Source organism: Roseateles sp. YR242 (genome assembly GCF_900109745.1).
Lineage (GTDB): Bacteria > Pseudomonadota > Gammaproteobacteria > Burkholderiales > Burkholderiaceae_C > Roseateles.
In genome coordinates this window covers 340948-363994 of sequence record NZ_FOAV01000001.1, presented here as the reverse complement: position 1 = coordinate 363994, position 23047 = coordinate 340948, and the positions used below count along the sequence as shown (strand labels likewise).

General features: G+C 65.3%; 23 protein-coding genes. 17 read left to right on the top strand and 6 right to left on the bottom strand.

All coding sequences use genetic code 11. The annotated features are described in order from the left end of the window. Positions 1–262 precede the first annotated feature (262 nt). The 13 genes from xseA to icd all read left to right on the top strand — a co-directional run bounded on the left by xseA (position 263) and on the right by icd (position 13851). Positions 263–1594 carry an exodeoxyribonuclease VII large subunit gene (gene xseA / locus BMY53_RS01585; RefSeq protein WP_255369980.1) on the top strand — a complete coding sequence of 444 codons (1332 nt, stop codon included), beginning with the start codon at positions 263–265 and terminating at the stop codon, positions 1592–1594. A gap of 104 nt (positions 1595–1698) precedes the next feature. Next, complete coding sequence (locus tag BMY53_RS01580) at positions 1699–2280, top strand: superoxide dismutase (RefSeq protein ID WP_092942935.1); 582 nt, start codon at positions 1699–1701, stop codon at positions 2278–2280. Between the two features lie 406 nt (positions 2281–2686). Next, entirely contained in the window at positions 2687–4927 is a 2241-nt protein-coding gene (locus tag BMY53_RS01575) for a heavy metal translocating P-type ATPase (RefSeq protein ID WP_092942934.1), read from the top strand. Positions 4928–4932: 5 nt separating this feature from the next. Then, positions 4933–5085, top strand: coding sequence for a cbb3-type cytochrome oxidase assembly protein CcoS (gene ccoS, locus BMY53_RS01570; protein ID WP_092942932.1), 153 nt, complete (start codon positions 4933–4935; stop codon positions 5083–5085). 74 nt (positions 5086–5159) lie between these two features. Continuing rightward, complete coding sequence (gene ccoN / locus BMY53_RS01565; protein ID WP_092942930.1) at positions 5160–6620, top strand: cytochrome-c oxidase, cbb3-type subunit I; 1461 nt, start codon at positions 5160–5162, stop codon at positions 6618–6620. A 27-nt stretch (positions 6621–6647) separates the two neighbouring features. Then, complete coding sequence (ccoO, locus tag BMY53_RS01560) at positions 6648–7274, top strand: cytochrome-c oxidase, cbb3-type subunit II (protein WP_092942928.1); 627 nt, start codon at positions 6648–6650, stop codon at positions 7272–7274. A 10-nt stretch (positions 7275–7284) separates the two neighbouring features. Continuing rightward, positions 7285–7458: a cbb3-type cytochrome oxidase subunit 3 gene (locus BMY53_RS01555; protein WP_092942925.1), complete on the top strand. Its 174-nt coding sequence runs from the start codon at positions 7285–7287 to the stop codon at positions 7456–7458. Beyond that, on the top strand, positions 7451–8374 hold the full coding sequence (ccoP, locus tag BMY53_RS01550; RefSeq protein WP_092942923.1) for a cytochrome-c oxidase, cbb3-type subunit III: 924 nt from the start codon (positions 7451–7453) through the stop codon (positions 8372–8374). The genes BMY53_RS01555 and ccoP overlap by 8 nt, the downstream gene beginning before the upstream one ends. Positions 8375–8390: 16 nt before the next feature. Beyond that, a complete protein-coding gene (gene ccoG, locus BMY53_RS01545; RefSeq protein ID WP_092942921.1) occupies positions 8391–9827 on the top strand; it encodes a cytochrome c oxidase accessory protein CcoG in 1437 nt (478 codons plus the stop codon). Between the two features lie 12 nt (positions 9828–9839). Next, entirely contained in the window at positions 9840–10148 is a 309-nt protein-coding gene (locus tag BMY53_RS01540) for a hypothetical protein (RefSeq protein WP_092942919.1), read from the top strand. Position 10149: 1 nt separating this feature from the next. Beyond that, positions 10150–11700 carry an oxygen-independent coproporphyrinogen III oxidase gene (gene hemN, locus BMY53_RS01535; RefSeq protein ID WP_092942917.1) on the top strand — a complete coding sequence of 517 codons (1551 nt, stop codon included), beginning with the start codon at positions 10150–10152 and terminating at the stop codon, positions 11698–11700. Between the two features lie 16 nt (positions 11701–11716). Next, positions 11717–12499 carry a sulfite exporter TauE/SafE family protein gene (locus BMY53_RS01530; RefSeq protein WP_310732090.1) on the top strand — a complete coding sequence of 261 codons (783 nt, stop codon included), beginning with the start codon at positions 11717–11719 and terminating at the stop codon, positions 12497–12499. Between the two features lie 98 nt (positions 12500–12597). After that, on the top strand, positions 12598–13851 hold the full coding sequence (gene icd / locus BMY53_RS01525; protein WP_092942915.1) for an NADP-dependent isocitrate dehydrogenase: 1254 nt from the start codon (positions 12598–12600) through the stop codon (positions 13849–13851). A 190-nt stretch (positions 13852–14041) separates the two neighbouring features. On the opposite strand, the gene BMY53_RS01520 is transcribed toward icd, so the two are convergent. Then, positions 14042–14314 (bottom strand): cold-shock protein, encoded by a 273-nt coding sequence (locus BMY53_RS01520; RefSeq protein WP_092942913.1) that lies wholly within the window; start codon positions 14312–14314, stop codon positions 14042–14044. A 247-nt stretch (positions 14315–14561) separates the two neighbouring features. Between BMY53_RS01520 and clpS the strand changes: the two genes are divergently transcribed. Both clpS and clpA read left to right on the top strand, forming a co-directional pair. After that, positions 14562–14927 (top strand): ATP-dependent Clp protease adapter ClpS, encoded by a 366-nt coding sequence (clpS, locus tag BMY53_RS01515; protein ID WP_092942911.1) that lies wholly within the window; start codon positions 14562–14564, stop codon positions 14925–14927. Beyond that, complete coding sequence (gene clpA, locus BMY53_RS01510; protein WP_092942909.1) at positions 14924–17245, top strand: ATP-dependent Clp protease ATP-binding subunit ClpA; 2322 nt, start codon at positions 14924–14926, stop codon at positions 17243–17245. Before clpS ends, clpA begins: the two co-directional genes overlap by 4 nt. Before the next feature lie 156 nt (positions 17246–17401). Here the strand turns inward: clpA and BMY53_RS01505 are convergent, their stop codons facing one another. The 5 genes from BMY53_RS01505 to BMY53_RS01485 all read right to left on the bottom strand — a co-directional run bounded on the left by BMY53_RS01505 (position 17402) and on the right by BMY53_RS01485 (position 20737). After that, a complete protein-coding gene (locus BMY53_RS01505; protein WP_092942906.1) occupies positions 17402–18223 on the bottom strand; it encodes a M90 family metallopeptidase in 822 nt (273 codons plus the stop codon). Between the two features lie 8 nt (positions 18224–18231). Further along, entirely contained in the window at positions 18232–19038 is an 807-nt protein-coding gene (locus BMY53_RS01500; protein WP_255369979.1) for a UDP-2,3-diacylglucosamine diphosphatase, read from the bottom strand. After that, the gene (locus BMY53_RS01495) at positions 19035–19538 is read right to left on the bottom strand and encodes a peptidylprolyl isomerase (RefSeq protein ID WP_092942903.1); all 504 of its coding nucleotides are present in this window, start codon (positions 19536–19538) and stop codon (positions 19035–19037) included. The genes BMY53_RS01500 and BMY53_RS01495 overlap by 4 nt, the downstream gene beginning before the upstream one ends. Further along, positions 19535–20110 carry a peptidylprolyl isomerase gene (locus BMY53_RS01490; protein ID WP_092942900.1) on the bottom strand — a complete coding sequence of 192 codons (576 nt, stop codon included), beginning with the start codon at positions 20108–20110 and terminating at the stop codon, positions 19535–19537. Before BMY53_RS01490 ends, BMY53_RS01495 begins: the two co-directional genes overlap by 4 nt. Before the next feature lie 96 nt (positions 20111–20206). After that, positions 20207–20737, bottom strand: a complete 531-nt coding sequence (locus BMY53_RS01485; protein WP_177200665.1) for a tetratricopeptide repeat protein — start codon at positions 20735–20737, stop codon at positions 20207–20209. Between the two features lie 256 nt (positions 20738–20993). Here BMY53_RS01485 and cysS point away from each other — a divergent pair, with 256 nt between their 5' ends. Together cysS and BMY53_RS01475 are read left to right on the top strand one after the other, a co-directional pair. After that, positions 20994–22394, top strand: coding sequence for a cysteine--tRNA ligase (gene cysS, locus BMY53_RS01480; RefSeq protein ID WP_092942893.1), 1401 nt, complete (start codon positions 20994–20996; stop codon positions 22392–22394). Beyond that, on the top strand, positions 22394–23047 hold the full coding sequence (locus tag BMY53_RS01475) for a DNA-3-methyladenine glycosylase family protein (protein WP_092942890.1): 654 nt from the start codon (positions 22394–22396) through the stop codon (positions 23045–23047). The genes cysS and BMY53_RS01475 overlap by 1 nt, the downstream gene beginning before the upstream one ends.

Genomic DNA, 23047 nt, shown 5'->3' with positions numbered 1-23047 from the left:
TCCTGTGGATAACTTTGTGGGAAACCGCGTGAGCAAACGCCACATGGCCCGTCTCCAAGGGACAAAGATTGCCGTGCTCAAAATTTCAGCAGGAAAAAGCTTTTGAAAAACAACCGCTTATCGATATGTGACGGCCGCATGACGGGCAAGATGGCCCGCAGGACCAGCATTGACGCGGCTGTGGAGTTCCGGACCCGCACCACGCTTGGGTTTGCAGGTGATTGACGCCCCGCAAGCCGCATCGCCACGAATGGTGTGGGGCGTGGCGGCCCTGTTGACGGCCGTTTCCGACGCATTGCAGGCGCGCTTCCCCGTATTGACGGTGCAAGGCGAGCTCTCCGGGTTTACCCGGGCGGCCAGCGGCCACTGTTATTTCAGCCTGAAGGATGGCGACGGGCAGGCCGCGATGATGCGCTGCGCGATGTTCCGGCGGGCAGCCAGCCTGATGGACTTCTCCCCGCGGGATGGTCATGCCGTGGAGGTGCGGGGCCGCCTGGCGCTGTATGAGCCGCGCGGCGAACTGCAGTTCATCGTGGAATCCATGCGCCGGGCCGGCGAGGGCGCTCTCTATGAGCAGTTCCTGCGGCTGAAGGCCCGTCTGGAGGCTATGGGCCTGTTCGACGCCGACCGCAAGCGGGTGCCGCCACCCTATGCCCGGCGCATTGGCGTGGTCACGTCCACGGCCGGCGCGGCGCTGCACGATGTGCTGACCGCCCTGGCGCGGCGTGCGCCGCATGCGCAGGTCTTCGTCTACCCCAGCCCGGTGCAGGGGGCGGAGGCGCCGCCAGCGCTGGTACGCGCCATCGAGGCTGCCAACGAACGGGCCGATGCCGAGGTGCTGCTGCTGGTGCGTGGCGGTGGTTCGCTGGAGGACCTCTGGGCTTTCAACGATGAGCGGGTGGTGCAGGCGATTGCCAGCTCCGAACTCCCCATCATCTGTGGCGTCGGCCATGAGACCGACATCACCCTGGCCGACCTGGCGGCGGACGTGCGCGCGCCCACCCCTACGGCGGCGGCCGAGCTGGCCACCATCTCGCGCCAGCAGTGCCTGGAGGTGCTGGCGGACATCGAACGCCAATTGCAGCGCCGGTTGGAGCAGCGGCTGGATGGCGCATCCCAGCGCCTGGACCGCCTGGCCCTGCGCCTGGCTCGTCCTGGCGATGCGCTGAACCGGCAACGCCGCCGGCTGGACCTGTTCGGGCAACGCCTGGGGCAGTTGCTGCCCCGCGCCACGAGCCAGCGGCAGCAGCGGCTGGATCTGTACGCCCAACGCCTGGGGCAACTGCTGCCCCGCGCCACCGTCCATCGCCAGCAGCGCCTGGACCACCTGGAAGACCGCCTCACCCGCGCCTTGCCGCAGCAGGCTCAGCGGGACAACCGCCGCCTGGAGGCCCTGGCCGCCCGATTGCAGGCGCTGGACCCCCGGCAGGTGCTGCAGCGTGGTTTTGCCTGGCTGGACGATGGGCAGGGCGGGGCGCTGACCTCGGTCAGCCAGCTTCGCGAGGGTCAGTCCTTGCGAGCGGTACTGGCCGATGGTGCCGCGGACCTGACGGTGGACCGTCTCCGCCAGCAGGAGCCGGGTACCGGGGACTGAACCGGTGAGGGGGGGCGAATGCCTAATCCCCTCTGAAGGACATCCCCATTTAGCTGCCTACAATCGCCGCGATCTTTGTCCCAACTCAACAAGAGGAGTGCCTCATGGAACACGTTCTTCCCGATCTGCCCTACGACAAGACTGCCCTGGCCCCGCACATCAGCGCTGAAACGCTGGAGTACCACCACGGCAAGCACCACAAGGCTTACGTGGACAACCTGAACAACCTGCAAAAGGGCACGGAGTTCGAGAACAAGACGCTGGAAGAGATCGTCAAGACCTCCTCCGGTGGCATCTACAACAACGCCGCCCAGATCTGGAACCACACGTTCTTCTGGAGCTGCCTGAAGCCCAATGGCGGCACGCCGCCGACCGGCGCGCTGGCTGACGCCATCAACGCCAAGTGGGGCAGCTACGACGCCTTCAAGGAAGCCTTCCAAAAGAGCGCCGTGGGCAACTTCGGTTCCGGCTGGACCTGGCTGGTGAAGAAGGCCGATGGCTCGGTCGACATCGTCAACATGGGCGCCGCCGGCACCCCGCTGACCACCGCCGACAAGCCGCTGCTGACCATCGACGTGTGGGAACACGCCTACTACATCGATTACCGCAACGCCCGCCCCAAGTTTGTCGAGACCTTCCTGAAGAGTCTGGTCAACTGGGAATTTGCTCAGGCCAACTTCGCCTGAGCATTGAGGCTGTGACCTGGTCGCAGGGCCAGCCCTCCACGCCCCGCTGGTCGGGGCGTTCTCATTGACGCCCCGCTGGTCGGGGCGTTCTCATTGGCGCCCCGCTGGCCGGGGCGTTCTCATTGACGCCCCGCTGGCCGGGGCGTTTTCATTGATGCCCCGCGTGCTGGGGCGTTTTTATTGACGCCACGCCTGCTGGGGCGTCCTCCATTTGGCGCCTCGCTGGCCGGTGCGCTGCTATTGGGGGTTTTATCGCTTGACCCAGATCAAGTGTTTGTTGAAAGCCGCCGACAGGGTTTGCCGCTGTGGCAATACGCCCGATTTCCCACGGTGGCGCGCGGGGTTCCGATCGAAATCTTGATATTGGCCATATGACCTCTTCGGGGTTTCGAACATCATCGCCGGCATGCCGCCCGCCGAAGCCGCCGCCCCGGATTTCCTCGCCTTCAGCCAATGGACCACCGCCACGGTCGCCCGCTCGCGGTTGCGGCTGTCCGGCATGCATTGCGCGGCTTGCGCCGGCCTCATTGAGGCCCTGCTGCTTCGCCAGCCGGGCGTGTCGGCCGCCCGGGTCAGCCCTTCCACCCAACGCCTGACGCTGGATTGGGCCCCGGCGGACGTGTCCCTGCCGCAATTGCGCCGCGAGCTGCGACGTGCCGGCTACGACTGCGCCCCAGATCTGGCCGCTCCCACTCGCGAGTTGCGACGCCGCGAGCATCGCCAGGCCGTGTGGCGGCTGTTCGTGGCCGGGTTCCTGATGATGCAGGTCATGATGCTGGCCTGGCCGGCCTACGTGGCGGCCCCCGGCGAGATGACGCCCGATCTGGAGGCGTTGCTGCGCTGGGGCCAGTGGGTGCTGACCTTGCCGGTGATGCTGATGGCCGCCGGGCCGTTCTTCCAGTCCGCCTGGATGCAATGGCGAGGCGGCCGCCTGGGCATGGATGTGCCGGTGGTGCTGGGGCTGACGGTGGCCTTTGTGGCCGGCACCGGGGCCACGCTGGCCCCGGGCGGCCCATTCGGCCACGAAGTGTATTTCGACTCCATCACCATGTTCGTCGCCTTCCTGCTGGGGGCGCGCTACCTGGAATTGCGGGCCCGGCACCGTGGGGCAGAAGCCCTGGAGCAGGTCGCGACTGCCATGCCTGACCAGGTCGAACGGCTGCGGGACGACGGCGCCAGCGAATGGGTGGTTCCCGAGGCGCTGGCGCGCGGCGACACCATCCGTGTCCTCGCCGGGCAGCGCCTCCCGGCAGATGCGGTGGTGGTGCTGGGCAGCGGCGCCGCCGACGAATCCCTGCTCAGCGGCGAATCACGCCCCGTGCCCAAGGCGCCGGGCGACGAAATGCTGGCGGGCAGCGTCAATCTGCATGGTGTGCTGCTGTTGCGGGTGCGGCAAGTGGGCGGCGAGACTCGGCTGTCCGGCCTGCAGCGCCTGATGGAGCAGGCCTTCCAGGAACGGCCGGCCCTGCTCAAGGCGTCCGACCGCATGGCCGGCGTGTTCCTGGTGGGTGTGCTGGTACTGGCGTTGGGCGCGGCCATCGCCTGGCAGTTCATCGACCCGTCTCGCGCGGTGGCGGTGGCGGTGTCGGTCCTGATCGTCACCTGCCCGTGTGCACTGTCCCTGGCGGCGCCCGCTGCGTGGGTCGCTGCCGCCGGGCGCATGGCCCGCGACGGGCTGCTGCTGTCCCGGCTGGAGGCCATCGAATCGCTGGCGCGGACCACCCATGTGGTGCTGGACAAGACCGGCACACTGACAGACACCCGCCTGGTCCTGGCCGAACAATGGCCGACGACGCTGCCCGCGGAGGACGCCGCTGCGGCGTTCTCGCTGGCTGCTGCGTCTCACCATCCGTTGTCGCGAGCGTTGTTGCTGGCGCTGCAGTCCGGGCGCATGACACCAGCGGCCACCCAGGCGGTCGGGCCTCGATGGATGACCGTGGGCACAACATCCACCCAGCCCCATGAACACGCCGGGCGCGGCCTGGAGGCCACGGACGCTGAGGGCCGCATCTGGCGCCTGGGCTCCCCCGCCTGGGCCAGCGCCGCGCCGGTGCCAATGGCTGATTCACAACTGGTGCTGGCGCGCGACGGCGTCGCCCTGGCCGCGTGGCGATTCGACGAACAGCTCCGCGAGGACGCGGCGGCGTCCGTGGCTGCCTGCCTGGCGCTGGGCCTGCAGGTCGAGCTGCTGTCCGGCGACCGCATGGCGCGCGTAGCGCTGGCTGCGGGGCGTGCCGGCATCCCGCACTGGCAGGGGGAGGCCACGCCGGAACACAAGCTGGCGCGTGTCACCGAGTTGCAGGCGCAAGGGGCGAATGTCCTGATGCTGGGCGACGGCATCAACGATGCCCCGGTGCTGGCACGCGCCCACGCTTCGATGGCCATGGGGCAGGGGGCCGACCTTGCCGAGGCCAGCGCGGACGCCCTGCTGGTCCAGCCGCGTCTGGCTGCGTTGCCGCAGGCCGTGGCGCTGTCTCGCCGCACCGTGGCCGTGGTGCGGCAGAACCTCGGCTGGGCGCTCTTCTACAACGCGGCCTGTGTGCCGATGGCGCTGGCGGGCTGGCTGCCGCCCTGGGCGGCGGGGCTGGGAATGGCGCTCAGTTCGGCCGCCGTCATCGCCAATGCCGCCCGGCTCGGAAAACGCTGAACACCATGGACATTCTTTTTCTTCTTGTCCCGCTGTCGGTGGTGTTGGTGCTGCTCATCCTGGGCGTTTTCGGGTGGGCTTTATACAACGGCCAATGGGAATCCGAGGATTTGGACCGTGAAGGACAACGAATCCTCGAGGACGAGCCTGAAGGTTGATTCCCATCAAGACGCTCCGTGACGCGCTGCCAAAAAATGACCCTAATACCAAATAGGTTAGTTAAGGAGCGTCAATGAGTGGGGTTCTACGCAAGGAAGGGACAGCACTTCCCAGCTACGACGACGGCGTGGTTCGCGCCTTCGCCCTCGCTGCGGTGCTGTGGGGTGTGGTCGGGATGTTGGTCGGCGTCATCATTGCCGCGCAGCTCACCTGGCCGGAGCTGAATTTCGGCATCTCCTGGTTGAGCTACGGGCGCCTGCGTCCGCTGCATACCAACGCGGTGATCTTTGCCTTCGGCGGCTGCGCGCTGATGGCCACTGCTTTTCACGTGGTGCAACGCACCTGCCACACACGGCTGTTTGCGCCTCAACTGGCCTGGTTCACGTTCTGGGGTTGGCAACTGGTCATCGTGCTGGCCGCCATCACGCTGCCCATGGGCCTGACCAGTGGCAAGGAATACGCCGAACTGGAATGGCCGATCGACATCCTGATCGCCCTGGTCTGGGTCAGCTACGCCGTGGTGTTCTTCGGCAGCATCGGCATCCGCAAGGTGCGCCACATCTATGTGGCCAACTGGTTCTTCGGCGCCTTCATCCTGGCGGTCGCGCTGCTGCATATCGTCAACAGTGCCGAGATTCCGGTGAGCTGGACCAAGAGCTACTCCGCCTACGCTGGCGTGCAGGACGCCATGGTGCAGTGGTGGTACGGCCATAACGCGGTGGGCTTCTTCCTGACCGCCGGGTTCCTCGGGATGATGTACTACTACATCCCCAAGCAGGCCAACCGCCCGGTCTACAGCTACCGCCTGTCCATCGTCCACTTCTGGGCGCTGATCTTCACCTACATGTGGGCGGGCCCCCACCATCTGCACTACACCGCGCTGCCCGACTGGGCCCAGAGCGTGGGCATGATGTTCTCGCTGGTGCTGCTGGCGCCAAGCTGGGGCGGCATGATCAACGGCGTCATGACACTCAGCGGCGCCTGGCACAAGCTGCGTGACGACCCCATCCTGAAGTTCCTCATCGTGGCGCTGTCCTTCTACGGCATGGCCACCTTCGAGGGCCCGATGATGTCCATCAAGACGGTGAATGCGCTCTCGCACTACACCGACTGGACCATCGGCCACGTGCACAGCGGCGCGCTGGGCTGGGTGGGCCTGATCTCCATGGGATCGCTCTACCACCTGATCCCCCGCATGTACGGTCGCACGTCGATGTATTCGACCCGCGCCATCGAGCTGCACTTCTGGATCGCCACCCTGGGCATCGTGCTCTACATCGCCGCGATGTGGATCGCCGGTGTGATGCAAGGCCTGATGTGGCGCGCGGTGAACCCGGACGGCACGCTGGTCTACACCTTCGTGGAAAGCGTCAAGGCCACCTATCCGTTCTATGTGGTGCGCCTGCTGGGCGGCCTGCTGTACCTCAGCGGCATGTGCCTGATGGCCTGGAACGTGGTGATGACGGTGCGTGTCGGCACGGTGCGCCCGCAGCCCATCCCGACCGTGGGGGGCGCCGCGTTGGCCGCCGCCTGACCCGACCACCAGAACAAGGAGAAAGCCATGGCTGAAGCCCATGCAAAACCGGTTGGTCACGAGCGCATCGAGACCAGCAACTTCCTGATGATCGTGCTGGTGCTGCTCACCGTGGTGGTGGGCGGCCTGATCGAGATCGTGCCGCTGTTCTTCCAGCGTTCCACCACCGAGCCGGTGGAGAACCTCAAGCCCTACACCGCGCTGCAGCTGGCTGGGCGGGACGTCTACATCCGCGAGGGCTGCTACAACTGCCACTCGCAGATGATCCGCCCCTTGCGGGCCGAGACGCTGCGTTACGGCCACTATTCGGTGGCCGGCGAATCGGTCTACGACCACCCCTTCCAATGGGGCAGCAAGCGCACCGGGCCGGACCTGGCCCGCGTCGGCGGCAAGTACAGCGATGAATGGCATCGCCTGCACCTGACCAACCCGCGCGACCTCGTGCCGGAATCCAACATGCCGGCCTACCCCTGGCTGGCCACCGGCCAGGTGGACCCGGCGGACATGGCGCCGCGCATGCGGGCGTTGCGCACGGTGGGGGTTCCCTACACCGATGAGCAAATCGCCGCCGCGGCCGAAGAGGTCAAGGGCAAGACCGAAATGGAAGCCGTGATCGCTTACCTGCAGGTGCTGGGCACCGCCATGAAGCGCTGAGGAGGATGTGATGAACCTCGATCTCAATGACCTGCGTGCCGGTGTGACGCTGCTGTCCTTTGTGATGTTCCTGGGCATCGTCTGCTGGGCCTACGCCAAGCGCAACAAACAAGAACTGCAGGCCCTGGCCCAGTTGCCCTTCCTGGGCGACGAGCAGGCGCCCGAAGGAGTCCGTCATGAGTGATTTCATCTCGAACGGCTGGTCGCTGTTCGTTATCGCCGGTACTGTCGGCGGGCTGATCTTCTGCATGGCCCTGCTGATCATCGCCAGCCGCCGCCGCGTGATGTCCACCGATGACACCACCGGCCACGTGTGGGACGAAGACATCCGTGAAATGAACAACCCGTTGCCGCGCTGGTGGATGGGCCTGTTCGTACTGACCATCATCGTGGGTGGCATCTACCTGGCGCTGTATCCCGGCCTGGGCAGTTTTGGCGGCACGCTGGGATGGACCAGCGAGCGGCAGTACCAGGACGAGCAGGCCAAGGCCCAGGCCGCCATGCACCAGGTCTATGCCCGTTTCGACACCATGCCGGTGGAGACCCTGGCCCGTGACCCGCAGGCCCAGGGCATTGGCGAGCGCCTGTTTGCCAATAACTGTGCCGGCTGCCACGGTGCGGATGCCAAGGGTTCCAAGGGCTTTCCCAACCTGACGGACACCGACTGGCTGTACGGCGGAGACCCGGACACCATCATCCAGACCATCACGCAGGGCCGTCAGGGCACCATGCCGCCGATGGCGGCGGCGGTGGGCACCGGGGAGGACGTGCACAACCTGGCCCACTATGTGCTGAGCCTGTCCGCAAGCCCGCACAACTCGGTGGCTGCGGCGCTGGGCAAGCCCAAGTTCGTGGCCTGCGCGGCCTGCCACGGCATGGACGGCAAGGGCACCCAGGCGCTGGGCGCCCCCAACCTGACCGACAAGATCTGGCTGCACGGCTGGGGTGAGCCCGCCATCGTCGCGATGATCAACAACGGCAAGCACAACGTGATGCCCGAGCATGCCTCGCGCCTGAGCACCGAGCAGATCCGCGTGCTGGCCGCCTACGTCTGGGGCAAGTCGCACACCGGTGCGGTGGTCTCCACGGCCTCGCCGTAATCAGGACCGGCCCATCATGGACAAGCCGCTCCAGGAGCCAGCACTCCAGACGGTGTCACTGTATGTGGCACAGCCCAAGATCTATCCGCGCGCCGTGCATGGCTGGTTTGCCGTGTGGCGCTGGGTGCTGGTGTTCGCCACGCAGGCGTTGTTTTACGGCCTGCCGTGGTGGAACTGGAACGGCCGCCAGGCGGTCCTCTTCGATCTGGAGGCCCGCCGTTTCTTCATCTTCGATCTGGTCCTGTATCCGCAGGACCTGGTCTACCTCACCGCGCTGCTGCTGATTTCAGCGTATGCGCTTTTCCTGTTTACGGCGGTGGCGGGGCGGCTGTGGTGCGGCTTTGCCTGCCCGCAGACGGTCTACACCGAAATCTTCCTCTGGATCGAGCGCCATACCGAAGGCGACCGTGGCGCCCGCATCCAGCTGGACCGCGCGCGCTGGGGCCCGGAAAAGCTGCTGCGCAAGTCCGCCAAGCACGCCGCGTGGCTGGCGGTGTCACTCTGGACCGGCTTCACCTTCGTCGGGTTCTTCACGCCCATCCGCGAGTTGGGCGGCGCCACGGTGGGCGGGCTGCTGGGAGCCTGGGAGAGCTTCTGGATCCTCTTCTATGCCCTGGCCACCTACGGCAATGCGGGCTTCCTGCGCGAGCAGGTCTGCAAATACATGTGTCCGTATGCGCGCTTCCAGAGCGCGATGTTCGACAAGGACACGCTGGTCATCAGCTATGACACCGCGCGGGGTGACCCGCGCGGCCCCCGCTCCAAGAAGCAGGGCCCTGCGGCGCTGCAGTCGGCCGGGCTGGGCAGTTGCGTGGACTGCAAGCAGTGTGTGCAGGTCTGCCCCACCGGCATCGACATCCGTGAGGGCCTGCAATACGAATGCATTGGCTGTGCCGCCTGCATCGACGCCTGTAATGGCGTGATGGACAGCTTCCATTACGAGCGCGGCCTCATCCGCTACGCCACGCAGAACGGCATCGACAAGGGCTGGTCGGCTGCGCAGCAGTGGCGGCGTGTGCTGCGGCCCCGGGTGCTGGTCTACACCGCCATCCTCCTGGTGGTGTCCGCCGCCATGGTCTGGAGCCTGGCCACCCGCCTGCCGTTCCGCGCCGACATCGTTCGCGACCGCGCCGCACTGGCCCGCCAGGTCGACGACGGCTACATCGAAAACGTCTACCGGCTGCAGCTCATGAACGCCAGCGGCAACGCGCTGCGGCTGCAGCTGGCGGTCTCCGGCATCGACACCCTGGCCTTCAGCAGCCCGCCCGCGCTGCATGTGCTGGCGCCTGCAGAAGCCCGCTGGGTGACCGTGGCGCTGCGTGTGCCCCCTGAAATGGCTGCGCAGCTCAGTCCGGGTGCCCACCCCATGCAATTCCGCATCAGCCAGGTGGCCCTCGATGGGCAGCCCGGCCCGGTGCTGGTCGAGAAATCGACCTTTGTCATTCCCCGTTGAAGGAGTCCTCCCATGTCCAACACTGCAACTTCCTTCGCCGACGCCAGCATGCAGGCACCCACCGGCCCGTGGTGGCGACATCCGATGATGTGGCTGGTGGTGGGCGGCCCGTCGGTGGTGGTGGTGGCCAGTGTCGTGACACTGGTGCTGGCCATGCACCATGCCGACCCGGTGGTGCGCCATGGCGTGCAGACAAACGCGACCCAGGCCTCCGCCGAAGACCCTGCCCCTCACGGTCAGGCACAGGCGCAAGCGCCCTCCCAACTGCAACCTGCCATGAAGGCCCGCAACCATGCGGCCACGGGTGGGCAGGAGAATTGACATGACAGACACCCTCGCCACGCCAGTCAGTGGGGGCGCACGCGCCCAAGACGGGCAGCGTCTGTCGGGCCAGCCCGTTGGCGCCCGTTCGCACCGCTGCACCCAACCCTGTTCCAACGCTTGTGGCTGCAGCACGGACACCGCACGCGGCACCCACAGCCTGGTGGACGAAGACCTGCTGCGCCGTTTTGACGTCGCGGGCCCGCGGTACACCTCCTACCCGACGGCGGACCGGTTCTCGGACCAGTTCAACGCGGACGGGCTCGTGCAGGCGCTGAAGGAACGTCTCACGTCGGACCGCAGGGATGAACCGGTGTCGCTGTATGTGCACATCCCGTTCTGCGAGTCCGTCTGCTACTACTGCGCCTGCAACAAGGTCATCACCAAGCACCATGAGCGGGGTGCACCGTATCTCGACAAGGTGGCTGCCGAACTCCGTCTGTTGGCGGCGCATGTGCCGCAGGGCACCCCGGCGAGTCAATTGCACCTGGGCGGGGGATCCCCCACCTTTCTCTCCGATGAGGAAATCGGGCAGTTGATGACGATGCTGCGTGCGCAGTTCCACCTCACCGCCGATGCAGAAATCTCGATCGAGGTGGATCCGCGTACGGTGGACGCCACGCGCCTGGCGGCGCTGCGCCAACTCGGTTTCAACCGTCTGAGCCTCGGCATCCAGGACTTCGACCCGGACGTCCAGCGCGCGGTGCACCGAGAGCAGTCCTACGAGAGCGTGGCGGCCCTGATGGCCTCGGCACGTGCACTGGGTTATCAGTCCATCAACGCGGACCTCATCTACGGCTTGCCCCAGCAGACGGCGGCCTCGTTTGCCCGCACCATTCAGCAGGTGAACGCGCTGCGCCCGGACCGCATTGCGCTCTACGGTTACGCCCACCTGCCGGAGCGTTTCAAGCCACAGCGCCGTATCGATGGCGCCACGCTGCCAGCGGCCGGCGACAAGCTGCAGATGTTGTCCCACGCACTCAACGGCTTGCTGCGCGAGGGCTACACCTACATCGGCATGGACCACTTCGCCCTGCCGGACGATTCGCTGGCCATCGCCAAGCGGGAAGGGCGCCTGCAGCGCAACTTCCAGGGCTACAGCACCCAGCCGGACCGGGACCTGATCGCCCTGGGCGTGTCGGCCATCTCCCGCATTGGCGCCCACTATTCGCAGAACGCGAAGGACCTGACCCTATATGAAGAAGCGCTGGCAGCGGGGGCGCTGCCGGTGGAGCGTGGCCTGACGCTGGACGCCAACGATCTGCGCCGCCGCGACATCATCATGACCCTGATGTGCCAGGGCCGGCTGGACATGGCGGCCTTTGGCCAGCGGCATGGCCTGAACTTCGCCGCGGCCTATGCGGACGAGCTGGAGCGCCTGGCCCAACTGCAACGGGACGGGCTGGTCCAGCTCACCGACACCGCGATCGAGCTCACCTCATTGGGTTGGTTCTTCGTCCGCGCCGTGGCCATGGTCTTCGACCAATACTTCCGTCGCCCCCGTGCGGCCCAGGCCACCGAAACGCCTGTGCGCTTCTCGCGCATTCTTTGATCCGGAGCAGGACGCCATGCTGGACCTTGCGCTGATCGGCTCCGCCCTCCTGATGGGGGCTGCCGGCAGCGCGCATTGCGTGGCCATGTGTGCCGCGCCGTGTGCAGCGGTCACGGGCGGGCATCGGCCCCGCGCGCTGGCCTTCCAGGGGGGGCGCGTGATGAGTTATGCCGCGGCGGGCGCCGTGGCGGCCTCCAGTGTCGGCCTGCTGTGGCAGTGGGAACAGGCGGCGGCGTGGTTGCGGCCGGTGTGGCTGGCCCTGCATCTGGCGGTGTTGGCGCTGGGGCTCTGGTTGCTGTGGCGCGGTGAACAGCCGGCATGGATGCAGCGGCGATGGGGGCCCGGCGCCCCGGGCGCCATGGCCACGCCGGGCACGGCAGCAGTGACAGGCGGGGGGGCTCAGACGACTCCCCTCGCAACGCTCCAGCGCCACCGCCAAGCGCTGGGCCGTCCCGTGCGCGCGGCGGCTGCGGGCCTGGCCTGGGTGGCGTGGCCTTGCGGATTGTTGCAATCGGCGCTTCTGGTGGCGGCCCTGGCCACCGGGCCGGGGCAGGGGGCCCTGGTCATGGCGGCATTTGCGCTGGCGTCCTCGCCGGGGCTGGTGGCCGGGCCCTGGCTGCTGAGGCGGCTGGCGGCCAGGAACAGCGCTGAAAGGGTTGAGGGCCCTGGCGCGGGTCTTGTCACGGGCGCCTCCGGCCTGCGCTGGGCCACCCGGCTGTCCGGGTTGTTACTGAGTGCGGCGGCGCTGTGGGCGCTTGGCCACGGGCTGTGGCTTCAGATTCGCGCGTACTGCGGCTAGGGCCATCCGTGACATTGGGCCGCACTGACGCTCACTGTCATAGAATCGGCGCTTCCGGTTTAATCACCCACCACCACGCGATTCGCGGAGACGACTCCATGTACCAGCACATCACGGTGCCCGAGGGCGGGCAGAAGATTACGGTCAATGCCGACTTCTCGCTCAACGTTCCCAACAACCCCATCATCCCGTTCATCGAGGGTGACGGCACCGGTTTGGACATCACCCCCGTGATGATCAAGGTGGTGGACGCAGCCGTGGCCAAGGCCTACGGCGGCGCCAAGAAGATCCACTGGATGGAAATCTACGCCGGTGAGAAGTCCACCAAGGTGTACGGCCCGGACGTGTGGCTGCCTGAAGAGACCCTGGGCGTGCTCAAGGAGTACGTGGTGTCCATCAAGGGCCCGCTGACCACCCCCGTCGGTGGTGGCATCCGCTCGCTGAACGTGGCCCTGCGCCAAGAACTGGACCTGTACGTCTGCCTGCGCCCCGTGCGCTGGTTCAATGGCGTGCCTTCCCCGGTCAAGGAACCGCACAAGACCGACATGGTCATCTTCCGTGAGAACTCGGAAGACATCTACGCCGGTATCGAATTCGAAGCCGAATCCGACAAGGCCAAGAAGCTGATCAAGTTCCTGCAGGAAGAGTTCGGCGTCAAGAAGATCCGTTTCCCGGAAACGTCGGGTATCGGCGTGAAGCCGGTCTCGCGTGAAGGTACCGAGCGTCTGGTGCGCAAGGCCATCCAGTACGCCATCGACAACGACAAGCCCAGCGTGACCATCGTGCACAAGGGCAACATCATGAAGTACACCGAAGGTGGCTTCCGTGACTGGGCTTACGCCCTGGCCCAGAAGGAATTCGGTGCTGAGCTGATCGACGGCGGCCCGTGGTGCAAGTTCAAGAACCCGAAGACCGGCAAGGACATCGTGGTGAAGGACAGCATCGCTGATGCGTTCCTGCAGCAGATCCTGCTGCGCCCGGCCGAGTACTCGGTGGTGGCCACGCTGAACCTGAATGGTGACTACATCTCCGACGCGCTGGCTGCACAAGTCGGCGGCATCGGCATCGCCCCGGGCGCCAACCTGAGCGACTCCGTCGCCATGTTCGAAGCCACTCACGGCACGGCACCGAAGTACGCTGGCAAGGACTACGTGAACCCCGGTTCCGAAATCCTGTCGGCCGAAATGATGCTGCGTCACATGGGCTGGACCGAAGCGGCGGACCTGATCATCTCGTCCATCGAGAAGTCCATCCTGTCGAAGAAGGTCACCTATGACTTCGCCCGCCTGCTGGACGGCGCCACGCAAGTGTCGTGCTCCGGTTTCGGGCAAGTGATGATCGAGAACATGTAAATTGCGCTGCGCCCGGCGTCCGCGCCGGGCTGCCGGCGAGGCGCCCAAAAAAGCGACAAAACCCCGGTCTGCGACGCAGCCGGGGTTTTTTGTTGTTCAGCTGCACCAGCCCGTCAGGGAGGGCAGGTGAGGGGCCCGCCGAGCCGCGCTGTAGACCCTACAGCGCCGCGTCCAGGGGGCTCGACCAGCGTCAGGCCGTTGCAGCCGGCTGGCTCGCCAGGGCGGCTTCTGCCAGCAGACCCACATCCACCTCGTCGCTTTCCAGCGGGCGGATGTTCTGGGCCATCTCGCCCTTGGGGCCGTTCACCAGCTCGTAGGTCACCTTCCCGCCCTGCTTGAGCGTTCGGAACCCTTCCATCTGAATGGCCGAGAAGTGCGCGAAAACGTCGCCCCCGCCTTGTTCCGGCTCAATAAAGCCAAACCCTTTGGCATCGTTGAACCACTTTACCGTGCCTGTAGCCATGTTTTTCTCTCCGTCCCGGTGTCTTTTCGCACCCAAGCGCATTCTCAAATCCGCGTCAAGTCAGTGTCAATTCAGGAACTCCCCGGGGTCACAGCCGCCGAAGATGCCAAACTAGGGCTATTCCGGAGGTCTTGATCATCCTGCGGCTCCTCTGAAACCGGACCCGACGCTGATCAATTTCTCGATTGCTTGAAACCGGGGAACCCGTCCGCATGTAGGGAAGTCCCGCTGTTTATAGAATCGGCTCATGCCATTGTTTTCCCACAACTCCACGCCAGCGGGTCCGCCGGGTACACCGCCCGGTCAGGGCGATGACGGCGGCGCGTCTACGACGCTGGAGCGTGTTGCCCAAAAGACGGAGCCGCCGCGCCTGTTTCAGGTGTTGCTGCTCAATGATGACTTCACGCCGATGGAGTTCGTTGTGATGGTCTTGCAGGAATACTTCCGCCACGATCTGGATACGGCCACCCAGATCATGTTGAAGATCCATCACGAAGGCCGTGGTGTCTGCGGTGTTTTCACCAAGGATGTCGCGGCCACCAAGGTCGAAATGGTACTGGCCGCCGCCCGGCGAGCCGGCCATCCCCTGCAGTGCACTATGGAGGCCGCATGATTGCGCAAGAGCTTGAAGTCAGCCTGCACATGGCGTTTGTTGAAGCACGCCAGCAGCGCCACGAGTTCATTACCGTGGAGCACCTGCTGATGGCGCTGCTGGACAACCCGTCTGCAGCTGAAGTGTTGCGCGCCTGCGCAGCCAACATCGAGGACCTGCGCAAGTCGCTGGCCCAGTTCATCAAGGAAAACACGCCCACCGTGGGCGGCACCGATGAGGTGGACACTCAGCCCACGCTGGGTTTCCAACGCGTGATCCAGCGCGCCATCATGCATGTGCAGTCCACGGGCAACGGCAAGAAGGAAGTCACTGGCGCCAATGTGCTGGTGGCCATCTTCGGCGAGAAAGACTCCCACGCGGTCTACTACCTGCACCAGCAGGGCGTGACCCGGCTGGACGTCGTCAACTACATCGCCCACGGCATCAAGAAGAGCGAGCCGCCGGAGCCCCCCAAGGGCCCGGAAGGCACCGGTGCCGAATCCGAGCGTGAAGAGGGCGACGCCCAGGCTGGCGGCAGCAAGGGCTCGCCGCTGGAGCAGTTCACCCAGAACCTGAACCAGCTGGCGCGGGACGGCAAGATCGACCCGTTGATCGGCCGCGAGCCGGAAGTCGAGCGGGTGGTGCAGGTGCTGTGCCGCCGCCGCAAGAACAACCCGCTGTTGGTGGGTGAGGCGGGTGTCGGCAAGACCGCCATCGCGGAAGGCCTGGCCTGGCGCATCACTGAGGGCCAGGTGCCGGACGTGCTGGCCGAGGCGGTGGTTTACTCGCTGGACATGGGCGCGCTGCTGGCCGGTACCAAGTACCGCGGCGACTTCGAGCAACGCCTGAAGGCGGTGATCAAGCAGCTGAAGGACCAGCCCGGTGCGGTGCTGTTCATCGACGAGATCCACACGCTGATCGGTGCCGGTGCGGCCTCGGGCGGCACGCTGGACGCCAGCAACCTGCTCAAGCCAGCGCTGTCGTCCGGACAATTGAAGTGCATCGGTGCCACCACCTTCAGCGAATATCGCGGCATCTTCGAGAAGGACGCGGCGCTGTCGCGTCGCTTCCAGAAGATCGACGTGGTGGAGCCGTCGGTGGAGCAGACGGTGGAGATCCTGAAGGGTCTGAAGTCGCGCTTCGAGGAACACCACAGCGTGAAGTACGCGCTGGGTGCACTGCAGGCGGCGGCGGAACTCTCGGCCAAGTACATCAATGACCGTCATCTGCCGGACAAGGCGATCGATGTGATCGACGAAGCTGGCGCGGCTCAGCGGGTCTTGCCCAAGAGCCGTCAGAAGAAGACGATCACCCGGGCTGAGGTGGAGGACATCGTGGCCAAGATCGCCAGGATTCCGCCGGCCTCGGTCTCGTCCGATGACCGTGGCAAGCTCAAGAGTCTGGACCGGGATCTGAAGAGCGTGGTGTTTGGTCAGGAGCCGGCGATTGATGCGCTGGCCGCCGCGATCAAGATGGCACGCTCGGGCTTGGGCAAGCCGGACAAGCCCATCGGCTCCTTCCTGTTCACCGGGCCTACCGGTGTGGGCAAGACCGAAGTGGCCAAGCAACTGGCCTACATCCTGGGCATCGAGCTGATCCGCTTTGACATGTCCGAGTACATGGAACGCCATGCCGTGAGCCGGCTGATTGGCGCGCCACCGGGGTACGTGGGCTTTGATCAGGGTGGTCTGCTGACCGAGGCCGTGACGAAGAAGCCGCATTCGGTGCTGCTGCTCGATGAAATCGAGAAGGCACATCCGGATGTCTTCAATGTGCTGCTGCAGGTGATGGACCACGGCACCCTGACCGACAACAACGGACGCAAGGCCGACTTCCGCAACGTGATCATCATCATGACCACGAATGCGGGCGCCGAAGCCATGCAGAAAGCCACCATCGGCTTCACGACGAAGCGGGAGCAGGGCGACGAGATGGGCGACATCAAGCGCCTGTTCACCCCTGAGTTCCGCAACCGCCTGGATGCCATCGTGCACTTCCGCGCGCTGGACGAAGACATCATCCTGCGGGTGGTGGACAAGTTCCTGCTGCAGCTGGAAAGCCAGTTGCAGGAGAAGAAGGTGGAAGTCACCTTCAGCGATGCGCTGCGCAAGCATCTCGCCGCCAAGGGTTTCGACCCGCAGATGGGTGCACGGCCGATGCAACGCCTGATCCAGGACACGATCCGTCGTGCGCTGGCGGACGAGCTGTTGTTCGGCAAGCTGGTCGATGGCGGTCGTCTGAGCGTGGATGTGGACGACAAGGGCGAGGTTCAGTTGGACATCACGCCGACCAAGAAGGACAACAACAAGCCGAAGGCGGAGCCGGCGACGGCCGACTGATCTGGCCTGTCTGGGTTTTGTTGAACGCAAAGGCTCGCTTCGGCGGGCCTTTGTTTTTTCCGGCTTTTGGGCAAGGAGGGGGCCGCCCCTCCAATCCGACAGGCCACATCCGTGCCTATGCAGCTGCTATTTTGTGAGCCTTGCAGTCCTTCGGCCTCAGTGATTTTGTGGCCGCAGTTCACCGCACGCATCAAGGGCCGGGTCTTGCCTGAAGAATTCAGCAAGCAGGCGATATAGCCGTGGCTGTTCGTGTCGCAGTTCGTTCGGGGCCACAAAAAAGGCTTCCACGGCGACGGCAAAAAACTCTTCCGGCGCTTCAGCACCATAAGGGTCGATGACGGTGTTGGCTCCGGCATCCACTTGCGCGCAAAACCACTGCCACTCGGATTCCATCGTGGCCGCCCATTGGTCTCTGGCTTGGGCTGTGTCAAGCGTAGGGGTGCCGTTGGCAAGTCCATCGCGCATATCGATGACATGCGCAAATTCATGGATGACGACGTTGTAGACGGAATCAAAACCCTCCACACGGTCAAGCGCTTCAGGTGCGACTTCGCTCCAGGCCAGCATCAAGGGCCCGCCTTCCATGGCCTCGCCCGCCAGCGTTTCGTCATAGGCATGAACCACGCCGTCGTCATCCATGGTTTCTCGCGGGGCAATGACTTCACCCTCATGCATGACGATGCCCACGAAGCCGTCATACCAGTCAAGCCCGATTTTCAGAATGGGCAGGCACGCCTGCGCGGCAACAGCGACCGCCACTTCGTCCGTGACCTCGAAACCGTTGACGCCATGAAACTCCTTGGTGGCCAGGAAGAAGGAGCACAGCCGCCGCAGTTCCGCCAGGTCCGCCGCATGGCGCCGCGCCAAAAAGGGATAACGCGCCAGCGTCAGCGCCCACAGCACATCAGGAATGGCAAATTGCGACAGCAGCCGCTGCTCACGGTGCTGGCGCCAACGTTGGATCAGGTGGCGGATCATCCGCAGCCCTAGCGGCTGAACATGCCTTCGGTCCGCATCGGCGCATCGCGGCGGATGCCCGTGGCGTCCAGCACAAGCACATCACCGCGCTGCGCACGGTCGAAGTCCCAGTCGGAGAGCACCACACGACGCATTCCCGTGCCCAGCGCATGTTCGGCCGGGCGATGGGTGTGGCCGTGGATCAAGGTGTCGCAACCTGCCGCGCGCAGCCAGTCCCGGCTCGCTTGGTCGTCGACGTCCGCCCACAGGGCCGGGTCTTGCTGGTGCGCCATGCTGCGGCCGCGCAGATGGCGCGCCAAGGCACGACGGGCAGACAGCGGCAGCGCCAGCAGCACGGCCTTGACCGTGGGCCGGCGCACCACGGCGCGCACACGCTGGTAACCGACGTCCCCCAGACAGAGCAGGTCCCCATGGCTCAGCAGCCAGCTGCGGCCAAAGGCGTCCAGCCGAAGCGGGTCGTCCACCAGGCGCATGCCGGCGTCCTGCGCCATGGCCGGCCCCAACATGAAATCCCGGTTGCCATGCATGAAGAAGAGCGTCGTGCGGCGTGCTGCATCCCGCAGCATCGCCATGCACTGCTGTTCAAAGCTGTCCGGCACCCAGCGCACGTCGTCACCAATCCAGGCTTCGAAGATGTCGCCCAGAAGAAACACCGCGTCCGCCGGGGTGGCCGCGAGATGCTCGCGCAGGCGCTCCAGGGTGCGCGGCAGCGCCGGGGACAGGTGCAGGTCAGACAGGACGTCCACCCGCCGCCAGCCCGGCTCGGCGCGCAAGGTCGCCAACGGACCGGGCAGCGGGAAGGACGCCGGGTTCACTCGAGAACGACAGCCTTCTCGATGACGACCGCATCCACCGGCACGTCATCATGGAAGCCGGAGCGGCTGGTCTTGACCTTCTCGATCTTGTCCACCACGTCCGTACCGCCCACGACCTTGCCGAACACCGCGTAGCCCCAGCCCGACGGGCTTTCGCTCTTGAAGTTCAGGAACTCGTTGTCGACGGTGTTGATGAAGAACTGCGCGCTGGCGGAGTGCGGCGCATTGGTGCGCGCCATGGCCAGGGTGTACTTGTCGTTCTTCAGGCCGTTGTTGGCTTCGTTCTGGATCGGCGCGTCCGTGGGCTTTTGCTTCATGCCGGCTTCGAAACCGCCGCCCTGGGCCATGAAGCCCTTGATGACGCGGTGGAAGATGGTGCCGTCGTAGTGACCCTTGTTCACATAGGCGATGAAGTTGGCGACGGTGGCCGGGGCCTTGACGTCATCCAGTTCCACGGTAATCACGCCGTGGTTGGTTTGCAGTTCGACTTTCTTGCTCATGGCTTGTTCTCCACGGTGGCTTTGTTGATGAAGATGGGAGTGGTGGGCAGGTTCTGGAATATGGCGTTGCGCGCCGTCGTGGGCGTGGCGCGGATCTTGTCCACCACCTCCATGCCCTCGATCACATGCCCGAAGACCGCGTAGCCGCGGCCGTCCGGTGAGAAACCAGGATCCAGGCCCGGGTTGTCCACCACGTTGATGAAAAATTGCGAGGTGGCCGTGTTCGGCTCGTTCATGCGTGCCATGGCCACCGTGCCTCGATTGTTCAAGAGGCCATTGCCGGCCTCCAGCGGAATCGGCGGCTTGGTGGGGCGCTGCTCCAGCTTGGCCGTGTAGCCGCCGGTTTGCACCATGAAGCCGTCGATCACGCGGTGGAAGATCACGCCGTTGTAATGGCCTGCCTTCACATAACCGATGAAATTGGCTACCGTCTTCGGAGCCTTTTCAGGCTCGAGCTGGATCCGGATGTCGCCCAGCGTGGTGCTGAGCTTCACCACTTGCGCCTGGGCCAGCGACGCGGCAAGACTCAGCGCGGCGGCGCCCAGCGCCATCAGCAGTTTGGTCGTCCTCATGGGGTGTGTGGGTGCAGGAAGTGGTTGAGAGATTGCCGCAGCGACCCGGTAAGGGCGCTGCGGCGGAGGAACTGTCCGTGAAGGGGGGCGGGCGTCTCAGGATGCGGGACGCTTGCCGTTGTTCAGGTCAGACACCCGCTGCAGCTTGAGCCGCAGCGCCGAGTCGTCCCCCAACGGCTGCTTGAGCGCACGCTCGTAGGCCTGCTGCGCCAGGCGCATCAGGACATCACCCAGATTCTCCTGCGCCTGGGCATGGTCGGGCTGCAGTTCCAGCGCGCGGGTCAGCGACTGGCGAGCCGCTTCATATTCACCACGCGCCGCATGGATCACGGCCAGGTTGTTGTACGGGTCGGCCAGGTCGGGGTAGTCCTCGATCAGGCTGGTGAAGATCACGCGTGCACGTTCGAGCTGGCGCTGTTCCATCAGCATGGTGCCGAGGGTGAAGCGCAGGCGCGGGTCGTCCGGTGTGGTCTTGAGGGCGTTCTCGGCCGCCTGGATGGCCTGGTCCCGCTTGCCGGAGGCCCAGAGCGCCTGGGCGTCCTCCAGGGCGGCGGCGTGCAGGGCGGTCGAGGTGAGCGCGGCCAGGACGATGCAGCAACTGTGAAGCAGGGAGTGGAACTTGGGCATTGGGGAACGGATGGAGAGGTTCAAGGCCCTGGCAAGGGGGCGCCAGCGTGGACCGTCAAGGGTCCCCCCGGCGCTCCCGAACGAGCGGGCCGCTATACTGCCGGTCATTCTAGAGCGAGCTGTCGTCTCTCGCCTGACCAATGCCCCTGACGTGCCCTACCGCCGCACTTGACCGTCTTGCTTGACGGGACCTGCGGCACCCGGGCACGCCCACGTCCCGGTCCGGCCCTGAGCCGGCCGCTCCAGTGGCCCATCCATGTCCTCCTTGCGCATCTTCAATACGCTGACTCGTCAGCCAGAACCGTTTCAACCGATCGACCCGGGCCACGTCCGCATGTATGTGTGCGGGATCACCGTCTACGACCTGTGCCATATGGGTCACGCCCGCATGAACATCGCGTTCGACGTGGTCTACCGGTGGCTCAAGGCGAGCGGCTACAACCCGACCTACGTTCGCAACATCACGGATATCGATGACAAGATCATCCGCCGTGCGCTGGAGCGGGGCCTCACCATCCGCCAGCTGACGGACGAGATGATTTCGGCCATGCACCGGGACTTCGACGCCATCGGCATCGCCAAACCCACCCACGAGCCCCGCGCCACCGACTATGTCCCGCAGATGCTGGACATCATCGGCCGGCTGGAGGGCAAGGGCCTGGCTTATCAGGCCGACGGCGGTGACGTGAATTACGCCGTGCGCAAGTTCGACGGCTACGGCAAGCTCAGTGGCAAGTCCCTGGACCAGTTGCGCGCCGGCGAGCGCGTGGCGGTGGACGGTGGCAAGCAGGACCCGCTGGACTTTGTGCTGTGGAAATCCGCCAAGCCCGAAGAACCGGGCGAGGCCAAGTGGGCCAGCCCCTGGGGCGAAGGCCGCCCGGGCTGGCACATCGAGTGCTCGGCCATGAGCTGCGCCTTGCTCGGTGAGCGCTTTGACATCCACGGCGGCGGCATGGACCTGCAGTTCCCCCACCATGAGAACGAAATTGCCCAGAGCGAAGGCGCTTTTGGCCATCCGTTCGTGAATGTGTGGATGCACAACGGCTTCCTGAACGTCGACAACGAGAAGATGTCCAAGAGCCTGGGCAACTTCTTCACCATCGCCGACGTCCTGAAGAAGTTCGATGGCGAGGCCATCCGCTTCTTCATGCTGCGTACGCACTACCGCAGCCCCTTTAATTTCAGCGACGCCAGCCTGGATGACGCCCGCACGGCGGTGCGCCGCCTGTACACCGCACTGGAAGCGGTACCGGCCGAGGACGTGGCGATCGACTGGGCCACGGGCCACGCCGCCGAATTCAAGGCGGCGATGGACGATGACTTCAACACCCCGGGCGCGCTGGCGGTGCTGTTTGACCTGGCGAATCAGGTGAACCGCAGCCGTTCCGGGGCGGATGCTGGCCTGCTGAAGGCCCTGGGTGGCGTGCTGGGCGTGCTCCAGCAAGCGCCCAAGGCCTATCTGCAGTCCGGGGAGGGTGTGGATGAAGCGTTCATCGAGTCGCAAATTGCCGCCCGCGCTGCCGCCAAGGCGGCCCGCAACTTCGCGGAGGCCGACCGCATCCGCGTGTCGCTGACCGAACAAGGCATCGAATTGAAAGATTCCGCTACCGGCACCACCTGGGTCCGCACTGGCACAAAGGCTGGGGTGAAGGCCTGATGGGGCGTGTGGCGACCGCCGGGGTGACCCCGGACTACTGGGACGAGGCTTGCCGTCATCTGGTCAAACGCGACCGGGTGATGAAGAAGCTCATCCCCCAATTCGGCGAAGCCCGGCTGCAAAGCCGGGGTGATGCCTTCACCACGCTGGCCCGTTCCATCGTGGGGCAGCAGATCTCGGTGAAGGCGGCCCAGTCGGTCTGGGACAAGTTCGCCGAGCTGACCTCTGGCGTCTCCAACCGCATCAAGCCTGTGGAGGTGCTGGCGCTGGACAAGGACCAGCTCAAGGCGGTGGGCTTGTCGGTGCGCAAGGTGGAATACCTCAGCGACCTGGCCCAGCACTTCGAGTCTGGCCAGGTTCATGTGCGCCAATGGGCGCAGATGGACGACGAAGCCATCATTGAAGAGCTGGTGGCCATCCGGGGCATTGCACGCTGGACGGCGGAGATGTTCCTCATCTTCCACCTGATGCGGCCCAACGTGCTGCCGCTGGATGACCTTGGCCTGCTCAAGGGCATCAGCCAGAATTACTTCAGCGATGAGCCCGTGTCCCGGGCCGAAGCACGGGAGCTGGGCGAAGGCTGGGCTCCCTATCGGTCAGTGGCCACATGGTACATTTGGCGTAGCCTGGATCCGCTTCCGGTGGATTACTGA